Origin of the sequence: Acinetobacter sp. NIOH-H-8 (assembly GCF_046635365.1) — a bacterium.
GTDB lineage: Bacteria > Pseudomonadota > Gammaproteobacteria > Pseudomonadales > Moraxellaceae > Acinetobacter.
In genome coordinates, this window is the sequence record NZ_JBHDVN010000013.1 from 20,723 (window position 1) to 38,920 (window position 18,198).

The following is an 18,198-nucleotide window of genomic DNA, read 5'->3' on the forward strand; positions in this document are numbered from 1 at the left end:
ATTCACCTATTCAATTATTTACTTGATTTAGCTTTTGTAGAGGTCGATTTAGACTTGGCTTTCTTTTTGCCACGTTGAACTGGCTCACCGTTGTTGTCGTATCCACTTGCACCACAGCTAAAGCAATCCCATTTATACTTACGTTCACCACGTAAATTAAATGCAGACTGAATCATGGTCTGGCCACACTCAAAACACTTGGCTTCGTTGCCAGTGCGAGATTTTGTAAGTTGGGTATCTGGTGATCCATCTGGCAATATGTCGAAATAACGTTTACATGATGCAGCTTCACAACTGTATCGCTCTTCGTAAACACCAGGTTCTTTGCGGTACTTGGTATGTACAAGAGGCTTTTTACAGATACATGGATACTCTGTTTTGGTCACTTGGAATCTTGGCTCGTAGTTAGGACTACCATCAGGGAACACCTCTAATGGACCCGACTTACATTTTTTGCCTTTCAGGTTTGGATTGGATTTTTCACAAGAAAAGAAGTGATACGGCTTACCTGAAGAAGTTGAAATACCTTTTAACTCACGCAACCAACCGCCACACCCTTCAAGCTGACATTTGTATGTATGGTTACGGCGATATTCGTCAAAATCAGGAACCAAGTTACCGCTTTCGTCATTTGTAGAACGGTATGTTTCTTTACAGGTGCCATCTACGAACGCACGTTGAGAGCACTCAAAAAATACAGATTTATCAGTTGTAACCTGAGTCAGTGATTTGCCACATAAACATAAATGAGCAGTTGGCTCACGTACAGTTGGCTTACCCGGTTCATCTTTACCATCAACATTTCTGTTTGGCGCTGAACTTTTGCATGAATTACATGACCAGTAGACCGATGTTGTTTTGTCGCGATTGGTACCGATTTTCGGCAACATGCGTCCGTCATCACAGTTTTTACATTTGTAGACAGGGAATGAATCAAGCCAATGTTTTGAGAACTGTCCTAATTCACTTTCAATCCCTAAATGGAACTTTTGGAGTTCTTGTTTGTAATCGGCATCACCAGTAGCGATTAGATCCAGTGTTTCTTCAATTTCTTTGGTGTAAAGCGGATCTGCAAAACTAAACTTACCTCTAATGTTTTGAATCAACTTCAATCCATGCGGTGTAACTTCAATTTTCTTTTTAACAAGCTTGATATAGCCGTGCTTGATTAACCGTTCAAAGATTGATTGGTAAGTACTAGGACGACCAATTCCTTTTTTCTCAAGTAATTTGACCAATGATGGTACGGTGTAGCGTGAACGTGGTTTGGTTTTGGTCGCGATAACTTTACCAGCAATAACATTGTGGTTTTGACCGACTTCAATATCTATAGGTAGCGTATGTTCAGGTTCTTTTTCTGAATCTTCTTCACCGTCCACGTATTCAAGTGCATTTTCATCAATACTGTAGGTCTTTAATAAGCCCAACCAGCCATCTTCTTTTAAGATACGGCTAGAAGCTTTGAATTCAGCATCTTTAGTAATGCTTTCACCATCTACATTGAGAGTGACATCTTTATAGACACCTATAACGGATTTAACTTCGTATTCAGCTGGAGCCATTTGCGATGCAACAGTACGCAACCAGATTAGACGGTATAGATCCTTTTGAACTTGGTCCTTACCAGCTTCAAAGGTAAAGAAGTCACTAGGACGAATACATTCATGTGCTTCTTGAGCACCATCGCGAGATTTGGTTTTATTGCCGATAATCGCAATGCCCTCTCTCTCACCAAAAGCTTCTAGAGCTTGCATCCCCTCAGGCGAAATTACAGCAGCATCAGTACGATGGTAAGTGATATAACCACCTTCATATAACTTTTGCGCTGCTTCCATAGTTTGTTTTAGATCCAAACCAAGACGCGCTGCAGCTGCAGCTTGCAGATCAACAGTAATAAACGGCGCTGGAGCACTACGGAAAGATGGCTTAGTTTCAACACTGGTAATGGTTAAGTCTTTTTTATCAATTTCGCTTTGTAGACGGGTAATTGAAGCTTTATCTAACCACTGGTTATTGTGCACATCCTTCATTTCAGGATTAAGCCACTTAGAAAAATCCCATTTCGCAGCCCAACCTTGTTTTAGAGTTACTTCAAGGTTGTAATGTTCATGTGATTTGAAGTTTTTCAGTAGATCTTCTAAATCACCAAGCACAACGAGTACGGCAGATTGAACACGGCCAACAGGAAATTTGCCTTTTAAAATATTTGAAATTGGCTCATACAAGTAAAAACCGATCATACGGTCAAGGAAACGGCGTGTTTCTTGAGATGCCACCATACCTTGATCCAGCTCTTCACCATTTTGAAGTGCATTAGCGATCGTAGTTTTATCAATAGCGTTATATTTGACGCGAATATACTGATCGTCAGATAAGTTCAGGATACGTTTTAAGTGATATGCAATGGCTTCACCTTCACGGTCCAAGTCAGTTGCGAGGAAAACCGTATCTGCATTTTTAGCAGCCTGTCTTAATTCTTGAACAACGCGTGTTTTATTTTGAGATATTTCGTATTTAGGAACAAAGGCTGGATATGAGAAACCGATCTCATGATTAGGTAAATCACATACATGGCCAACTGAAGCGCGTACAACGAATTCGTGCGGATACAGGTCATCCAAGATATGTTGAATTTTTTCGACCTTTCCGGGTGACTCTACTATGAACAAACTACTCATTAAAATTCATCCAATTTTTAACTTTCTTTAGTAATAATTACTGAAGTTAATCTAGTAATGGTTTAAGTATATACAATTTTAAAATGTTTAAATAGGTTTAAGGGTTGATAAACAAACACTTTTAAGGGCTTATTTCTTAATCTTTAGTTGGATGAACATTTCAAGTGGTTAAATTACTTCCTGTTTTCAATAATCTACGCGAAAAAAGACAACAATATTTATCTAAAATTATGGGAAAAAATGGCTTAATTGTTTGAAAATGCACTGTTTAACCGTCACAAATTAAAATTCCAAAAATATTATTTAACGAATTAATGTTGTACTATAAAGGTATCGTTTGTTTTAAGCTAAAACCATGATTAAAAAACTTATAGTTTTAAGCACCTCATTGTTAATCATCGGGTGTTCGTCTACGCCACAAGAGAAACGCTTAGATCAATACCTTGAAGATACGAAAACTGATGCAAAGGAACGTAGTATTGACTGGTATTACAAACATGATTACGAGCGTAGTAATGTTTTAAATATTTGTTATTCCATTTATATAGATTCTGCTAAGAAAGCTGGTTATTACAGCGATGATGTTAGTGATGGCCGAGAAAAGTATTTAGACGATAGCGTACAAAAAGAAATGTACGCCTCAAATGACGAATGCAATAAGGCATATAAGGCTCAGGATATTCTAGATAACTTTGTTGCAAGCAATAGCCTTCCACAAGAGTCTTATGAAGACAAGTTAGATCCACAACAAGAACCAAATTCAACACCAGAAGTATCACCTGAAGTACCAGAAGTGTCACCTGAAGCACCAGCAAATGAACCAGTCGCCACAAAACCACCAACACTGGAGGAATTAACCAATGCGAATCCGCAATAATGCGCTCATATGCCCAGGCCAATTTTTGATTCGATCTGCATTCTTTTTGCCCTAGCCATTTTACCTATAATAATTATTGGTATTGGCATACAGCTCAAAGAGAATTACGAGCGTAAGAAGCTCACTCAAAGCTATATGGATCAGCACTAAAGAAATGCAATAGGCAATAAAAAAGCAGCGAAATCGCTGCTTTTTTTATTTCTAATGAAGTTTACGAATAGGTTGAGTATAGGGGGAATCTTCTACTCGATGCACATGCATTGAATTGGTAATGTTCATTAAAGGTGAATTACTAGCCACTGAATGAGTCGTTGATGCTTTATGTGTGCGGTAGTTATTCAAAAACTGATCTACTACTGGCACATTGTTAGGCAATATTCCGATTTCGCGGTTAGTAATTTTAATCGTTTCTATTTGGTCTACATGGCTCATAACTAAGTCCACTACAATGATTAAAACTATGAGCATAATTATAGCTTAAAATTGAAGAAATTCCATTTTGGGATTTAATATTTGGTTTTTTTATGCACAGGTTTTTGTGGATAGTAGTGGGTATAAATGGCTAAGTTGCTGATTATTTAAGCTTTTAACATTGATTAAAAATTAATCAAAATAACGAAAAATAGAGTAAAATATGGAGAAATATAGCAGAAGCTATAGAAGAAAAAACAGGAAATGTCAAAAAAAGGGCAAAAAAAAACTATTAGAACAATCTCAGTCTAATAGTTTATTAAATAGGGTAATATCCCTTGATTCGTAATATAACCGATCTCTAATAAGTTTTAAAGCTTTTTTAATCATATTCACGGAAATTCCACAAACTATTATCTCATGCTGAACAAAAGTAATGATTAAGCCCTATACTCAGCTCTACCCTGATATATTGCAGATTAGTTAAACTGTTGTTTAGAAATCGCAAACAATATGATGTTATATTTGAGCAAGGTTAGAATTATGTATGAAATGTGAATGCTTTAAAAACTGATATATATTATCAACTTTTTAGAGTTTTACGCCTTATAGAATACATACAACTTGTTAGAATGCCTTATACTAATTAGCCACCCTCACACACCTTTTATGGAAGACCAGTATAGTGAAAGATTCAATCTTTGCTGATGTTATATCAAAGTTGAATGCGGAAGTTTTTACGCAAAAAGCTGGTCGCTTATACCCTCCTGTCAGTCAATTATTGGCACTGGAGAAAAAGTTAGCATTATGTACAGCATCATTGGTTAAAAGCGAAGACATTCCAGACTATAAACAGCTAGAACGCCTGTTTTGGGATAACGTAAATCATACCTATGGCACTGGTTATTTTGCGGAGATTCCTAAGTGGGGTTCCAACATCTTTATCCCATTACAGGTATGGGAAAGTGTGTTACAGCCTTATGCATTGTTCTATAAAAATATGAACCCTGAGTTTAACTTTTATGACTTTGCATTTACGACTGCAGCGTTGAGCGCTTGGCGGTACAGCCAACCCGTGCTAAAGCTTGAAAATGATGTATATCGCACCCTATTGAATGATGAAAACGGTCGCTATGTCGATGGTCATTTGCTGAATTACTACTTTCAGTGGACCAACTTTATTCATACACCAGGTCTAGGACACAACGACAAACCTTTATATGGTTTTTTCGCGCATCAAAACGAAGTTTTGTTTAACGGAAACAACGTTAAAGTACTGATCATCGTGTTTTGCTATGAAGATACTGAAGCCAACATATCTGATGAAGATCCTTTAAGCTTAACCTCTAATTGGGGAGACTATGTGGTTTTAGAGTATCGCACGGATACTATTAAAACCATTAAAGATAGTTTGATTGGTACCAACCTTAAAGGTAGTCCTGAGCTATTAATCTTACTTGGTAAAATGCTTAGCTTATTTAATTTTTCTATTCATCCTAAAACTGACATCTACAATCACCGTGGCTACCTGATGCAACCCACGTATAACGATACGATTGATTCATTTCTCAATAGTTATAGAAAGCACAAAGGTATGCCAGTACGCCGTGGCGTAGGTAAATCACCCTCTAGCAATCAACGCCGTGAAGTCCTCTATCATGTCCACGCACCAAGTTGTCCACGCCTGTTTGATACTGGTCTGAACACTGGTTTTGTGTCGCGCATGCACAAGAGTAGCCATATCGCTAATGACCATTTTAATACACTACATTGGCTTAAAACTGATACTGGCTTAAAACTAATTTCAGGTAGTTTATATACTCAAGAAACCGAAACTAAACTTATTAAATCAATTCAAAATTACTTTTATGGTAATAATACTTAAAGGTTTTCATTCTTTTTTCCTTAAACCTGTTATATAATTTTAATACCCATTTCAATCAATGAAGTATTATGCGTTTCGAGTTCGATCCATCATTTATATCTCATGTTGCAGTACGATTAGATGGCACTTCCTTAAAATCATTTTTAGACAACCTTGGAAACGTATCTTTTCAAGAAGCTGAAAGTTATTTAAGCAATCTAATTAAAGGGAATTATGAGCAAGACGAGTTTACTGTTGGCTTGAAAGTTAAACCTAAAAACTACAATCAAACAGAATTATTAGGGCATCTTTATAAAAATAGTGCCTTTCAATCGGTTTCAACTGAAGTATCGGATCTCGACACCCAAAACATGCACAATGACATAGCTCAATTCGTTCAAAGCTATGCCAATGTTGCAGATCTTCAGTACAACAGTTATTTCTTGGACAAGCAGACGTTTAAGCATGAAAAAACGTTAGATAGCTATATCTTCACAGAATTAATGCTGCAGTTCACCAACAATAATACCGTGAAGTTTCGTGTGGACGGCGAATATGTCACAGTGATTAATGCTGAGCTAACCTCTAAATACATCTATTTTAACGACAACAAGAATAAGCGGATCTGTAAGTTTTTAAGTAAAAATATGCATCCAGCTTATTTAGAGTCATTCTTAGAGCAGATGCATATTATTAAAATTGATTCTGAGCAGTACTTTTATAATGCAGTCGTGAATAACACAATAAGTTATGATGCTGACGTTAACGCCTTTATGGACCAATCCCAGAATTTTTTAAATACCCTTGTGAAAGGTTATAAAAAACTGATCTTAAACAACGTGCGATTTAATCTTTACGAATTCTTAGAAGACGACCTTGAAAGTGTCATCCTAAACCGTATCACTAAGGCATGGCATTACGCTCATGAAATCACGTTGCAAACTAACAACCCATCAAAATATGTCGTTGCTCAACCGCTGGTTATAAAATATTTATAAGTGAGTTTCTTTATTTATGAACCCCCTCATGATCAAGTATGGTATCGATATTGGTACGCTATCTAAAATATTTAGATCGCATCTTGAAAATGAGGGCATTGTATTTGATCGTGAGAGTGACTTTCAGCTTGAACGAAGCTCTAAACGTATTTACCTCAGAACCAATCACCACAATGACGCCACAAAAAATAAGAAAAAAACGGCCTGGTATCTTGTAGATCTAGATAACGCACGTATGTCTTATGGTTGGTTTCATGCTGGCGGTGCAAACTTCACTTACAGCTTGTATGAATACATTCAAGAAATGGATCTGCAACCTGGTGACACCGTATATACCAAGGAACAGCAAGAAGAAGATCTTAAACGCTTCTTAAACTCATGCAAAAGTGCTGAGAAGAACAAAAAAGACCAAGAGATATTGGCTCAAATCTATATGGGTTTTGAATGGGCCAGAAGCCTACCCTTGTCAAACCGTCCACACAACTACAATGTGAAAAAGCAGATTAGCTTCAGTCATGCTAGATTGTACAATCCAAGCAACTTCACTAAAAATGAGCTGATTGATTATGTCAGCCAGTACTACCCTCAACACAAGAACAACACCATTATTCTGAACCGTATTATTGATCTGCAACCAGATCTAGATCAACAGTCGCTACGCCAGAACAAGCTTTTAGTTGAGGGGCAAAACCTCAAAAATCAAATCATTTTCCTTCAGACCATCGCTGAACACAAAAACAAGCGTGGTGAAGATAAGTTTACATTACGTGGTGTACTTGCAAACGGCGCTTTCAAAATCTTATATAAAGATCCATTGGATGCATGGAACCAAGATCGGATAATCTTTTGTGAGGGCTACGCCACTGGTGAAGCAATTGCAGAATCAATTCAATACTCTATTCCAGTCATTGTCGTGTACGTGGCTGGCAACATCATGAATGTAGTACGTGATTTCCGTGCCGAATTCCCGTTTTCACGCTTCTATATTTTCAATGATAATGACCATAAAACAGCATTAGAAAGCAAAATAAAGCGCAATCCCGGTATCTATTACGCAACAGAAGCATGCCGAGCTGTAAACGCAGCCATGATTGGACCTGAATTTACTGAAGAACAGCTAGATCTAAGTGACTGGAACGATTTTAAATGTTTATACGGCGTTGATTACACGCGTGATGTTATACGTCATAAAATGCAAAATGCCGTGTGGACGACTGCAATTCAAAGCACGGTTAACCCGAACTACTCTATCAGTGCCCTATTCTTTGGCATCAAACAACAGTTGGATGATATAGGCCTCTATCCTGATAGCATGACCAAAAAGAATTGGTTTAGCTTGGTTTTACGCGCATACGCCTTACTGACTCAACAGGGATTTAGTCAGATCCACCCGATTGAGCTGGTCAAAGAACAATTTATTGAGATTCTTGGCCAGATTAGCAAGCAACCCCGTAAAGTCACTGGAGCTGAAGAACCAGAACTCCTTCAGGCCTACACAAAACTTGTAGAAATGATCGCACGTAATGATTCAACAACAGCACTGAATCAACAGATTATCACCGTGATTAACTTATACAAAAATGCAGATTATCCAATTGAAACATTAAAGGTTTGGCTCAAAGATATTTTGAGTAAATCGAACGATCCTGAATGGTCCGAAAACTTCATTAATAATATTTTTATTTCGATAATTTGAATGTCAAACATAGACCCCCAAAGGTAGCAAACTTTTGGGGTTTATTTTTCTCTAAACTTTCATTGAACTAGGTTTATCGATCTACTTAAGACAAATGTTTCCTGATCTAGTTCGGTTTAGTGTCTTACAACTAGGTTTATCGACCTATTTAAAACTAATTTGTCCTGAACCAGTTCGGTTTTGTGTCTTATGGATTGGGTTTCCATAAACTTTAACGTTGCCTGAGCCTGAAAGCTGTACTTGAGCTGAATTGATAGCTGTACAAAAGATATTGCCTGAACCAGATAGCGCCACTTCTAAATTGGTGCTTTTCAGTGGTAACGCATCAAAATTGCCTGATCCTTTCAAAGATAAGACACAGTGTTCAATGGTACCGTCTAAATCCATATTTCCAGATCCACTAATACTTGCGGTAAATTTATCTTCATTTAGATTTAAGATCTGGATATTGCCTGAACCTTTTAAATCAATAGCTTTTAAAGTTGGGTAAGTGATCGATACTTCTAACGGTGAACGAGTACTAAAACTCACATTGTCCTGAATAGCTAAAACCAATACACCACCCTGAAAAGTAGCACTAATAAGATCCACAATATTATCGTCTGCAGTAATTTCCATTTTAGAATCACTTGAAGCAAAAAACTTCAGACTCATTGGACCTTTCATACAGATTTCGTTAAATGGGCTTACAGGTACTTGCTTAGTCACTCGTTTTCCACTTCCAACGATTTGATGGTTTGAACCTGAACTGTATACATTGGCGTTGCCATTGATTACAACAGAACCCGAAAAAAACTGTTTTGACATATAAACCTCAAATTAATAAAAGTAATTTAACCCTAAATAAGTGGTCACTCATAACCTATTTATTGTCTGTAAATTATAACATTGAACCGTACCGGGTTTGTCGGAGACTTTTTATTTAAGTTAGGCCACCTGACCTAACGGATTAATTTTATCATAGTACATTGCTTCAAAATCAAAAGGTGGCACATAACCTAGTGCACTATGTACACGCTCTTTATTGAACCAATCTACCCAATTTAATGTCGCAAGTTGTACATCCGCTAAACCTTGCCAATCTGCTTTTAAATATTCAATCACCTCTGTTTTGTATAAGCCATTCACTGTTTCAGCCAAAGCATTATCGTATGAATCACCGGTCGTACCGACTGATGCTCGTAAATTTGCTGCTTCTAAACGATTGGTATAGCGAATGGAAAGATATTGAACCCCTCTGTCACTATGGTGAATCACATTCTTTGGCATGTCTCGAGCATGTAACGCTTGCTCAAGTGCATCGAGCACCATATCTGTATTCATCCGTGTCGATACTTTCCATCCAACAATTGCTCGTGAGAAGACATCAATAATAAATGCAGTATAAACCCAGCCTGAATTTGTTTGAATATACGTGAAGTCACTGACCCACAGTTGGTCAGGATGATCAGCAGTAAAATTACGTTTCACTAAATCATCTGCTCGTTTTTGGTCATCTCGGCTACGGGTGGTTTGTTTGTTCTTACCTCGCCAAACACCTTGTATACCTAGCTTTTTCATTAATCGAGCAACAGTACAGCGTGCAATAATATAGCCTTCACGTTTCAGTTTTTGCCAGACTTTACGTACACCATACCGACCTGAACTTTCCTTCCAAATTCGTTTAATCTCCTCAGCATGATGCAAGTCATGTAAATCTCGCTTTGCTCGATGTTCTGGATTTTCGCAGAGATCTAGAGTCCGGTAATAGGTTGAGGGTGCGATCGGTAAAATTCTACAAATCGCCTCGACTCCGTACAGCTCTTTATTATTATGGATAAAATCCACCATTATTTGTGTGGGCGGTCGAGCTCCGCCTGGGCGAAAAAAGCGGCTGCTTTACGTAGATTTTCATTGGCACGTTTTAATTCTTTAATTTCACGTTCCATTTGCTTCATTTTTTCTTGGTCAAATATCTGTTGTACTTTGGCAGGATTTAGTTGATCCATATGCTTTAAATACCAAACACGCAATGTTTCAGGAGTACAACCGATTTTAGGCGCAATAGCTGTGATTGCTGCCCAAGTAGAAGGATAATCTTTTTCAGATTCAATTAGTAATTGAACCGCTCTTTCTCTAATTTCGGGGGTATAGTTTGGTTTTTTCATCGGAATAGTCTCTCAGAATATTGAGTCTCCGACAAACCCGGTACGGTTCACATTGAGGGCTTAAATCTTTTTTATTAAAATAATAAATTAAAACTTTTAATTTTTCTTTAAACCTTTATTAGACATAGCTTATATTAAAGATTAAACAGAAATGTTTTTAGAATCGGTATATACTAAAAGTATAAATTTTCTTAAGCATATGATTAATAGTCCTATGCAACCTGGGTAGCACATTGCACCTGAATATATATTAGAAATTGGAATTGTTATGGCTGAGAAAGTACCGAGCGCCCGACATAATTGTGATTTAAATACGATGTTTCAGTTTTTCCAAGAAGAACTGGAGCGAAACTACGGATTCGTATTCAAGTCATCTGGTAAATATCAATTCGTGACCGTATTTGATGAAAAAGTGCCTTGCCTCACCGAATCAGATAACCCTAGTAAATCAAGTAGCAACAATGTCAAACCACGAGGGATGTATTGGATCTATCCAAACATGAACCGTGATACTGGTGAATACTGGCCAGTGCTCAAAGGACACCGCTTTGGTGTAACTGACATTGAAATCTCAATTGCTTTTGCTGACCACTATAAGAACGTAATCAAGCCTCAACGAGATTCAAACCCTAACTACAAACCACCAAGCAAAGAAGATGTTGATCGCCGTGTACGTGAGTTTGAAGAAGCTCAAAAGAAGCATCTACTTCAACAAGAAAAAGAGCTCTTAGCTGCACAAATCGCTATCCGTATTGAGTGGCAACGTGCTGGTAAAGTTATTGACGATTCATTTTTTAATAATAAAACTGGAAGCATTCAGACCTTTAAACGCGACATTCGACAAATGCCGTATATGGTTGAAAAGAACCTAGAGCCATACGGCGCTAAAATCATGCGTAAAGATAACTTTACCCGTGATGAAGCCATTGAAGCAGTAAAGCGTGAACTTCCTGAATCAGCCACCAATCAACAGCTTCTCGTTGAAACAGTAGAGAATGTATTAGCGTATCAAAAGCATTTTATCAACTTTGAACCTGAGCTTGAGGGCGAAAAGAAAAAAGGCTTTGATTTACGTAAAAGCAGAGCTGTCATTCTTGCACCGTTAATTGACACCAATAACAAAGTCGTCAATTTACAGCGTATCACCCACCATCGCCAAAAAAAGCGCAACAAAGAAACCAACAAGCTTGAAGAAGTACTGCATAAGGGCAAGTACTTTTTTGATAAAGCCAAAACGAAAGATGCATTCTTGCCTGTTAGCAAAAATCCTGATGTTGGCTATGAAGTCTTTAACCCGAATGCAAAGAACTATTTGATCAAGGAGGGTTGGGCAACAGCGATCAGCGCACGTAAGGCGTTGGATGCCGGTTTAGAGCTTGGTTTATTGGGTGAGGGTTTTACTGCAGAAAACACACAAGTTTTAGCGTCATACAGTAAATCCAATATCTCAAGTGTTGCTGAGCTTATCCGCAGCATCAATCCTGAAGCCAATATATTTGTTGGTTATGATAACGATGCTGGCCAAACGCTTGAGTCTGGTTTGAATCCTGGCTTACAAGAAGCTTGTCACAACTTTTCATTAAGTGGTGTGTTAGGTGATGTGAGCAAACATGAAAAAACACGTATCACCCTGCCCCCAGTTTTCCAAAATAAATTATCTGTTTCTGATTGGGATGATGCTCGTCAATATTTAGGTGTTGAACGTTTAGCTGCAGAGTTGGCAAAAGAACTAAATAACGCCGTCAAACGTATAGACAACAAGATCCCTGAAGTTGCGTATGCAATTAACCGCTACAACCGTCAACGCGAAGCTTATGCAGCCAAGTTCCCTAATAAAGAATACCAACCGAATTACGGCATTGTGATTGCACAATCAGATGAAAAATATCTGGAATTGCAGAACATACGAGCTAAAAACCAAGCAAATATTGAAAATTACAACGCAAATATTGAAAAGCGTAAACAAGATCTATCAAAAGCTAACTATGATGGACCAGCTGGTACAGGTAGCACGAAATCCTATGCAAAACCAAAGTACCAACCGCCGTCATTTGATAAAGCATTTGATGATAAATCAACTCCAACCGCTACGGCACCCGTATCTTCGCCCGTCATGACTCTTGAGGGCATTAAGTCTTACATGGAGATCCTTTCTGAAATTGATGTCACCAAAGTTCAAAATGATGTTTTGAAAGTTGTCGCTACTGCAGATGGCCATCAAAAGATTAAAGCCGGTGATATTGAATTCGAGAAAATGGGTGCCAAAGAACCAACCACTAGCACAAACCCAAGTATGGATAGCATGCAAAATACCAAAGTACATATTGATGTATCCAAGGACATCAACAAAGATACAGTTAAATTGCAGAGTGTGGATCGTTCGACCATTCCCGAACAAAACCTTCAGCAAGGTATCGATCATCAAAGCTACGCTAAGTCAGCTATCTTTACCGCTTTTTGGCTTCATTCAGCAGAAATGTATAAAGCTAGAAAGTTAATTCATGAAGCTGGTATTAGTAATGCCGATGTTGAGGGTTCAATTGCTGTCGCTGAAGATAAGCTCAATAAAGCTCAGGAAGAAGTTTCTAAGAAGCGGTCGTATCCTGAACTTTTTGTGATTAGTGCGTCTGATAGCGAATACCGTGCGTCAATCATGAAAGTTTTATCTGATTTAGAGGCTGCACATCCAGAGTGGCAGAGTCTCAAAACATTTAGAGAAAATCTTACTGATAGGACCATTGCATTTGATCAATTGAATCTGGATACATTGAAGATCAAAAACAAAGTAGTGCATTTGATTGTCAGTAATGTAACCAATGATCAAAACTATCAAAAGGTTCAAGAAAGCCTCACCACCCTTTTAGATACATCGAACAGCTTGTCTTTGGACCGTCAACAAAAGTTCAATCTTGTGAACGGTCTAAGTAAAACATTAAACAACATGGCCAAACTATTAGATGAACCACCAGTCTTCCAAAGACTGAACGATTTCTTTACTCGTTTTGAAAAGCGTGTAGATGATCTCGTTCTAGGTGATGGTCTAAAGCTGTATGGTATAGAACCGCAGAATTTAAACAAAACTAACGAACGTGGACAGTCGTTCGATATGTAAAAGCAGATATGAAAAAGCCCCGAATATCGGGGCTTTTTTAGTGGGTATATATCTATCTTGCTAAAGCATGGTTAATTTGATCTTCCAAACTACGTCCGTTTTTATCTAGTTTTGTCGCCATAAGAAAAATACGCTTACCCTGGCTATCTTTAGCCCACTGTCTACCAATAGCATCTTTAACTCTCGCATCATCGGCACTATCTAAGTGACTACCTTTATACTCAAGAACGAATATAGATCCATCATCCAACTCAGCAACAAAGTCTGGATAAAAATAGTCCTTACCAGTAGGCAACCAAAATGATGTTTGTGGCTGTTTCGGTATATTTCGGACCCAATATTTTACTCGAGAGTGCCATTCAAGTAGTTGAGCACATCGAAACTCTTCCGAAAGGCTACCACCTTCAGTTTTTTCTCTTAGGTCGTCAATTTGAGCATAGAAGTGTTTTTCAAACTTGCATCCACCACGATAAGGTTTCTTTACAGGATACTTGCCTGGCTCAAACTTAAATGTATTTTCAGGTTGAGGCTGATTGGCCACTTGGAATTGACTAAACAAATCGCCTTGGAAAGCCTGTTGACGCGCCAACTCAAATAACCGATCCAATTCTTTTGTGATGGCTAGGGATAGTTGGAACTGAGCACGATGTAATTGTGTAAGAGTAAAGTTTTTTACGTGAAGCAAATAACTTAACAGTTTTGTTAAATATGCTCTTAGCTGAACTTGCGTTACCCCTTGTCTACTTACTTTGCGATCAAGCCAATTAATAAGATCGGTTTCAGTAACCAGAGTCGGCATATTAGAAAATTGAGCTTGTTGATTCTGAAGTAACGCATAATTGAGTTTTTGTTCATCTATATTAAGATCAATCTCAAAACTATTGACGGTTTCTTTGATAGAAAAACCTTCAAGTTGTATAGGGAAATCTAATAGATTCCATTCTATAGAGTCTTCTATTGTTTCTTTATCTGCAATTTGCCACATACCATCCACGAACAAACCTAGTTGTGGAATTGATGCGAAAGAAGCATTCCAGTTTTCAGGTGCTTGATATGCCTGGCGTTCAGCACGAGCTTCATTAAAGACTTCCTGAACCTTTTCAAGTTGTTTAGGCGGAGTCTGATCAATTACGGCCTTTTCAATCTTATCAAAAGTTTCATTAGTCGTACCTTTATTGATAATCAAAGAGGTACCTTGGCTATTTTCTCTTGTCTGAATTGCTTGCTTAAGTTCTTCGGATAGGGTTTCTGGCTTTACTTCAAACGGGACAGAGATCATAGTTTCAGGGATCTTTTGTTTCGTTGCTGTACCATCGCCTCCAAGCCCAAGATTGTACTGAGGTTTAGCGACAATTGTTGCATCAGCCTCCCACTTCTCAAACCCCATATTTTGAATCATGCGATCTTTAAGTAACATCGTAGCTTGTGCAATAGAACTCGAAATGACATGAGCATACGCTTTATTTAACTCGTCATTTTGACGCAGTTTAGCGTATGGCATCCGTAAAACACGGCCTAATAATTGCTCAACATCAGTTGCAGAATTTATGTTTTGCAAACTTGCTAACACGTATGCAAAAGAACAATCCCAACCTTCCTTTAATGCCTCTACAGTGATTACAATCTTGACTTTGCTTTTAGGGCTAAATAGATTTTCATCTTCAAGCTCTTTGGTACCACCAGTAGAAATAGCAATCCAGTCGTTAGTAATATTTTCATATTCACTTAATAAATGTTCTTTAACAACATTTACATTAGCATCACCATTTTTATCCTGAGCTTGTATCAGCAATATTGGTCGGATATATTCCCTTTCATTTTGTGCCAGTACTTCTAGTTTCTGGCGTTGTATTAGCGCATCGCGAATACAATCTTGCCAACTACCAGTATGTTCAGTCAGAACTACAGGAAGTTTAATCATCTCTTCTGATTTTAATTCTGCTGCCGATACTGAATAAAGCACATTATTGTCTTTTGGAGTAGCTGTAAGCTCAATCAAACAACTTGGATTCAACGTTTTTAATGTAGTAAAAAACGTTTTACCACCCCGGTTCTTATGAGCTTCATCGACAATGATGATCGGTCTATGTAAATGAAAAAAGTTAACCAAGGAATGCTTTACACGGCCTATATCACGTTGCGTTAGAAATGTTTGATATTTCAAAGTATCTTCTGATACTCGATCCATGCCTTCAGTTTGGAAGTCAGTAAGGCTCGTAAAATGTTCACTTAATGATTCATCAAATGCATAAGCATTGCGTTGATAAGTCTTTTCCTTGTCGATATTGAACGCTTGAATCGTTGTCACAATCACAATGCATGATTGATTCACATCATGCTTGTTCAAAGTTTGTAGACTTTCAATGTCACATACTTTGATGCGATCGCCGTAATACCCTTGTAATGCTTTTCTATATGGATGTGTAGCATCAGATAACGCCAAAAGTGTTTGTTGGCGAATCATATCTGTTGGTACAAGCCATAGTACAATTGGAGAATCTGTATTTACGTAGTTACGCGCAGCAATCGCAATACTATGTGAAGCAAGTACGGTTTTACCCCCTCCAGTTGGTACGCGTAGACATACACTAGGAATTCCATCTAAGCGATCATTATATTTAATGTCTTCACCGACACACTTATTAAAAGCTTTTTCAGCACCTAATGAGGCAGCTAAAGTTAGGTAGTTCTCTAAAGATTGTAAAGACTGGCTTTGATAGTTTTTTAATTGAAAAGTCATGAGGAACCTTACTTATTAATTGCCATATAACGAATATGGAATCTGTTTAAACTCAATATTTAATTCATCTAATTTGGTTTTACCTAGTCGTGATGCTTCACCAATAATCACACGCTTACCTTCACTGGTATGGCAATCATTGAGGAAGTTTAATATAGAATGTGTGAGTACATTCCCACTATTAGGCCGTCTATCACCTAAAATGCCGTTATATAGTAAGAAATAAGATACGCCGTCATGAACACCTAAGAATGGACTCTCAAGGCTTACAGCACTATTGAATGCTGATTTAGTTTCGAGCCACCAAATATAACTAGCTAGGTCCATAAACTTAACATCAGAATTTAAAAATCCCTGATCATCAAAAACGGCGTTGCCTAGTTTATAAAAACTAAAACCTCCACCACCTTGCCACTCCACGGATTTAGATATGCCACCTTGCTCACCTTCAATGACTTTTTCTAAACGCGGGATAACGTGAGTTTGAGCATGATCACCCATTTCGATACCAATGTAGTGTCTTTCCATTTTGTGAGCTACAGCGGCGGTAGTCGCTGAACCTAAAAATGAATCAAGAACCATATCCCCTTTATTTGTCGCAATATAGAGTATTTTTTCCATCAATCTTTCAGGTTTTGGGCTAGAGAATGTTTCATCTTTTCCATACAAAAGTTGACTTTCTTTTTTTGCCTCATCGGTATGTCCATGATCTTCATGGTTCCACCAAGTCCAAGGCACTACACCTTTAACTTCAGATAAGTATCTAATAATATTAGGTTGTGAATCACCATTTTTACCAAAATATATTCGCCCTTCTTCTAACAATCTATCATATGTTGCTCTTGAAACACCCCAACACCTTCCCTCTGGAGGTCTGAAAGATTTACCTGATGGGCTCACAATTTCATAAAATTGCTCTGGTGTAGCATGTCCAGCTTGCGCTGTCATTGGAATACCACGCCATCTGCCTTTAGGATCATTATTTGGGTTTTTATATACTTTTGCTTGCGTTTCATTCATAGGAACTAGATTACGAACTTTTTTAAACTCCATTGAGTTTTTAGCATATACAAGCAAGTGGTCGTGAGCATCTCCAATAGCTTCACGGTTTTCTCTCGAATATCTTTTTTGCCATACGATGTTTGCTACAAAGTTTTTTCTTCCAAAGATTTCGTCACACATGACCTTTAAATAATGTGATTCGTTATCATCAAGAGTAATCCAAATAGAACCATCTTCAGTTAAAAGCTCTTTTAGTAATTGCAAACGTGGATACATCATTGTAAGCCATTGAGCGTGTTCTAATTTATCATCATAGTGCTCAAAAGCTGATTGACTGTTATACGGTGGATCAATAAAAACACATTTAACCTTACCGCCATATAAAGGTAGTAAAGATTTTAAGATTTGTAGATTATCACCCTGAATAATAAGGTTTTCTTTGGCTGTATCGGTATCACCAAATGATTTCTGGAATTTTAAGAGATGGAATGGAACTTGGCTTGCTGTTTCTTCGGCTTGGTTACGATTAACCCAATCGAGTAAAGGCATAAAAATCACAATTATAGGTTTAAAGTTAATAACCTATTATCAACTATTTATTTATTTTATATCTATAAGAATGATGAAAATATTTAATTTAACCCATTAAAAACCACTAAATAGCTTAGTGGCT

At 37.7% G+C, this 18,198-nt stretch carries 10 protein-coding genes and 1 other annotated feature; of the genes, 5 read left to right on the forward strand and 5 right to left on the reverse strand.

Going from position 1 to position 18,198, the window contains the following annotated elements:
* Positions 1-14: 14 nt before the first annotated feature.
* Entirely contained in the window at positions 15-2,678 is a 2,664-nt protein-coding gene (locus ACEWB7_RS07400; RefSeq protein WP_171553510.1) for a type IA DNA topoisomerase, read from the reverse strand.
* A gap of 355 nt (positions 2,679-3,033) precedes the next feature.
* On the opposite strand from ACEWB7_RS07400, the gene ACEWB7_RS07405 reads away from it, so the two are divergent.
* From ACEWB7_RS07405 to ACEWB7_RS07420, 4 genes are all read left to right on the forward strand, one after another.
* Positions 3,034-3,555: a hypothetical protein gene (locus ACEWB7_RS07405; protein ID WP_005028478.1), complete on the forward strand. Its 522-nt coding sequence runs from the start codon at positions 3,034-3,036 to the stop codon at positions 3,553-3,555.
* 1,096 nt (positions 3,556-4,651) lie between these two features.
* Positions 4,652-5,851 (forward strand): hypothetical protein, encoded by a 1,200-nt coding sequence (locus ACEWB7_RS07410; RefSeq protein ID WP_005028487.1) that lies wholly within the window; start codon positions 4,652-4,654, stop codon positions 5,849-5,851.
* 68 nt (positions 5,852-5,919) lie between these two features.
* Positions 5,920-6,828 carry a hypothetical protein gene (locus ACEWB7_RS07415; RefSeq protein WP_024160890.1) on the forward strand — a complete coding sequence of 303 codons (909 nt, stop codon included), beginning with the start codon at positions 5,920-5,922 and terminating at the stop codon, positions 6,826-6,828.
* A 28-nt stretch (positions 6,829-6,856) separates the two neighbouring features.
* Entirely contained in the window at positions 6,857-8,524 is a 1,668-nt protein-coding gene (locus ACEWB7_RS07420; RefSeq protein ID WP_010591044.1) for a virulence-associated E family protein, read from the forward strand.
* 144 nt (positions 8,525-8,668) lie between these two features.
* Here ACEWB7_RS07420 and ACEWB7_RS07425 read toward each other — a convergent pair whose 3' ends face one another.
* Complete coding sequence (locus ACEWB7_RS07425; RefSeq protein ID WP_044112290.1) at positions 8,669-9,331, reverse strand: head GIN domain-containing protein; 663 nt, start codon at positions 9,329-9,331, stop codon at positions 8,669-8,671.
* Between the two features lie 120 nt (positions 9,332-9,451).
* Positions 9,452-10,671, reverse strand: a protein-coding gene (locus ACEWB7_RS07430; protein ID WP_411580556.1) for an IS3 family transposase whose coding sequence is annotated in 2 segments (ribosomal slippage) — positions 9,452-10,395 and positions 10,395-10,671 — 1,221 coding nt in all. Because the reading frame shifts where the segments join, the coding sequence is not laid out codon by codon here.
* Positions 10,280-10,396: a sequence feature (AL1L pseudoknot), on the reverse strand. It overlaps the preceding gene by 117 nt.
* A gap of 268 nt (positions 10,672-10,939) precedes the next feature.
* Between ACEWB7_RS07430 and ACEWB7_RS07435 the strand changes: the two genes are divergently transcribed.
* Entirely contained in the window at positions 10,940-13,783 is a 2,844-nt protein-coding gene (locus ACEWB7_RS07435; protein ID WP_411580557.1) for a hypothetical protein, read from the forward strand.
* 52 nt (positions 13,784-13,835) lie between these two features.
* On the opposite strand, the gene ACEWB7_RS07440 is transcribed toward ACEWB7_RS07435, so the two are convergent.
* Both ACEWB7_RS07440 and ACEWB7_RS07445 read right to left on the reverse strand, forming a co-directional pair.
* On the reverse strand, positions 13,836-16,523 hold the full coding sequence (locus ACEWB7_RS07440; RefSeq protein ID WP_024160726.1) for a DEAD/DEAH box helicase: 2,688 nt from the start codon (positions 16,521-16,523) through the stop codon (positions 13,836-13,838).
* Between the two features lie 15 nt (positions 16,524-16,538).
* Positions 16,539-18,074: a site-specific DNA-methyltransferase gene (locus ACEWB7_RS07445; protein ID WP_024160885.1), complete on the reverse strand. Its 1,536-nt coding sequence runs from the start codon at positions 18,072-18,074 to the stop codon at positions 16,539-16,541.
* Positions 18,075-18,198 lie beyond the last annotated feature (124 nt).

Excerpts from the sequence above, each read along its gene's own strand:
- ACEWB7_RS07435 (WP_411580557.1), top strand. The coding sequence starts at position 10,940 with ATGGCTGAGAAAGTACCGAGCGCCCGACATAATTGTGATTTAAATACG.
- ACEWB7_RS07425 (WP_044112290.1), bottom strand. The coding sequence starts at position 9,331 with ATGTCAAAACAGTTTTTTTCGGGTTCTGTTGTAATCAATGGCAACGCC.
- ACEWB7_RS07400 (WP_171553510.1), bottom strand. The coding sequence starts at position 2,678 with ATGAGTAGTTTGTTCATAGTAGAGTCACCCGGAAAGGTCGAAAAAATT.
- ACEWB7_RS07420 (WP_010591044.1), top strand. The coding sequence starts at position 6,857 with ATGATCAAGTATGGTATCGATATTGGTACGCTATCTAAAATATTTAGA.
- ACEWB7_RS07415 (WP_024160890.1), top strand. The coding sequence starts at position 5,920 with ATGCGTTTCGAGTTCGATCCATCATTTATATCTCATGTTGCAGTACGA.
- ACEWB7_RS07445 (WP_024160885.1), bottom strand. The coding sequence starts at position 18,074 with ATGCCTTTACTCGATTGGGTTAATCGTAACCAAGCCGAAGAAACAGCA.
- ACEWB7_RS07405 (WP_005028478.1), top strand. The coding sequence starts at position 3,034 with ATGATTAAAAAACTTATAGTTTTAAGCACCTCATTGTTAATCATCGGG.
- ACEWB7_RS07440 (WP_024160726.1), bottom strand. The coding sequence starts at position 16,523 with ATGACTTTTCAATTAAAAAACTATCAAAGCCAGTCTTTACAATCTTTA.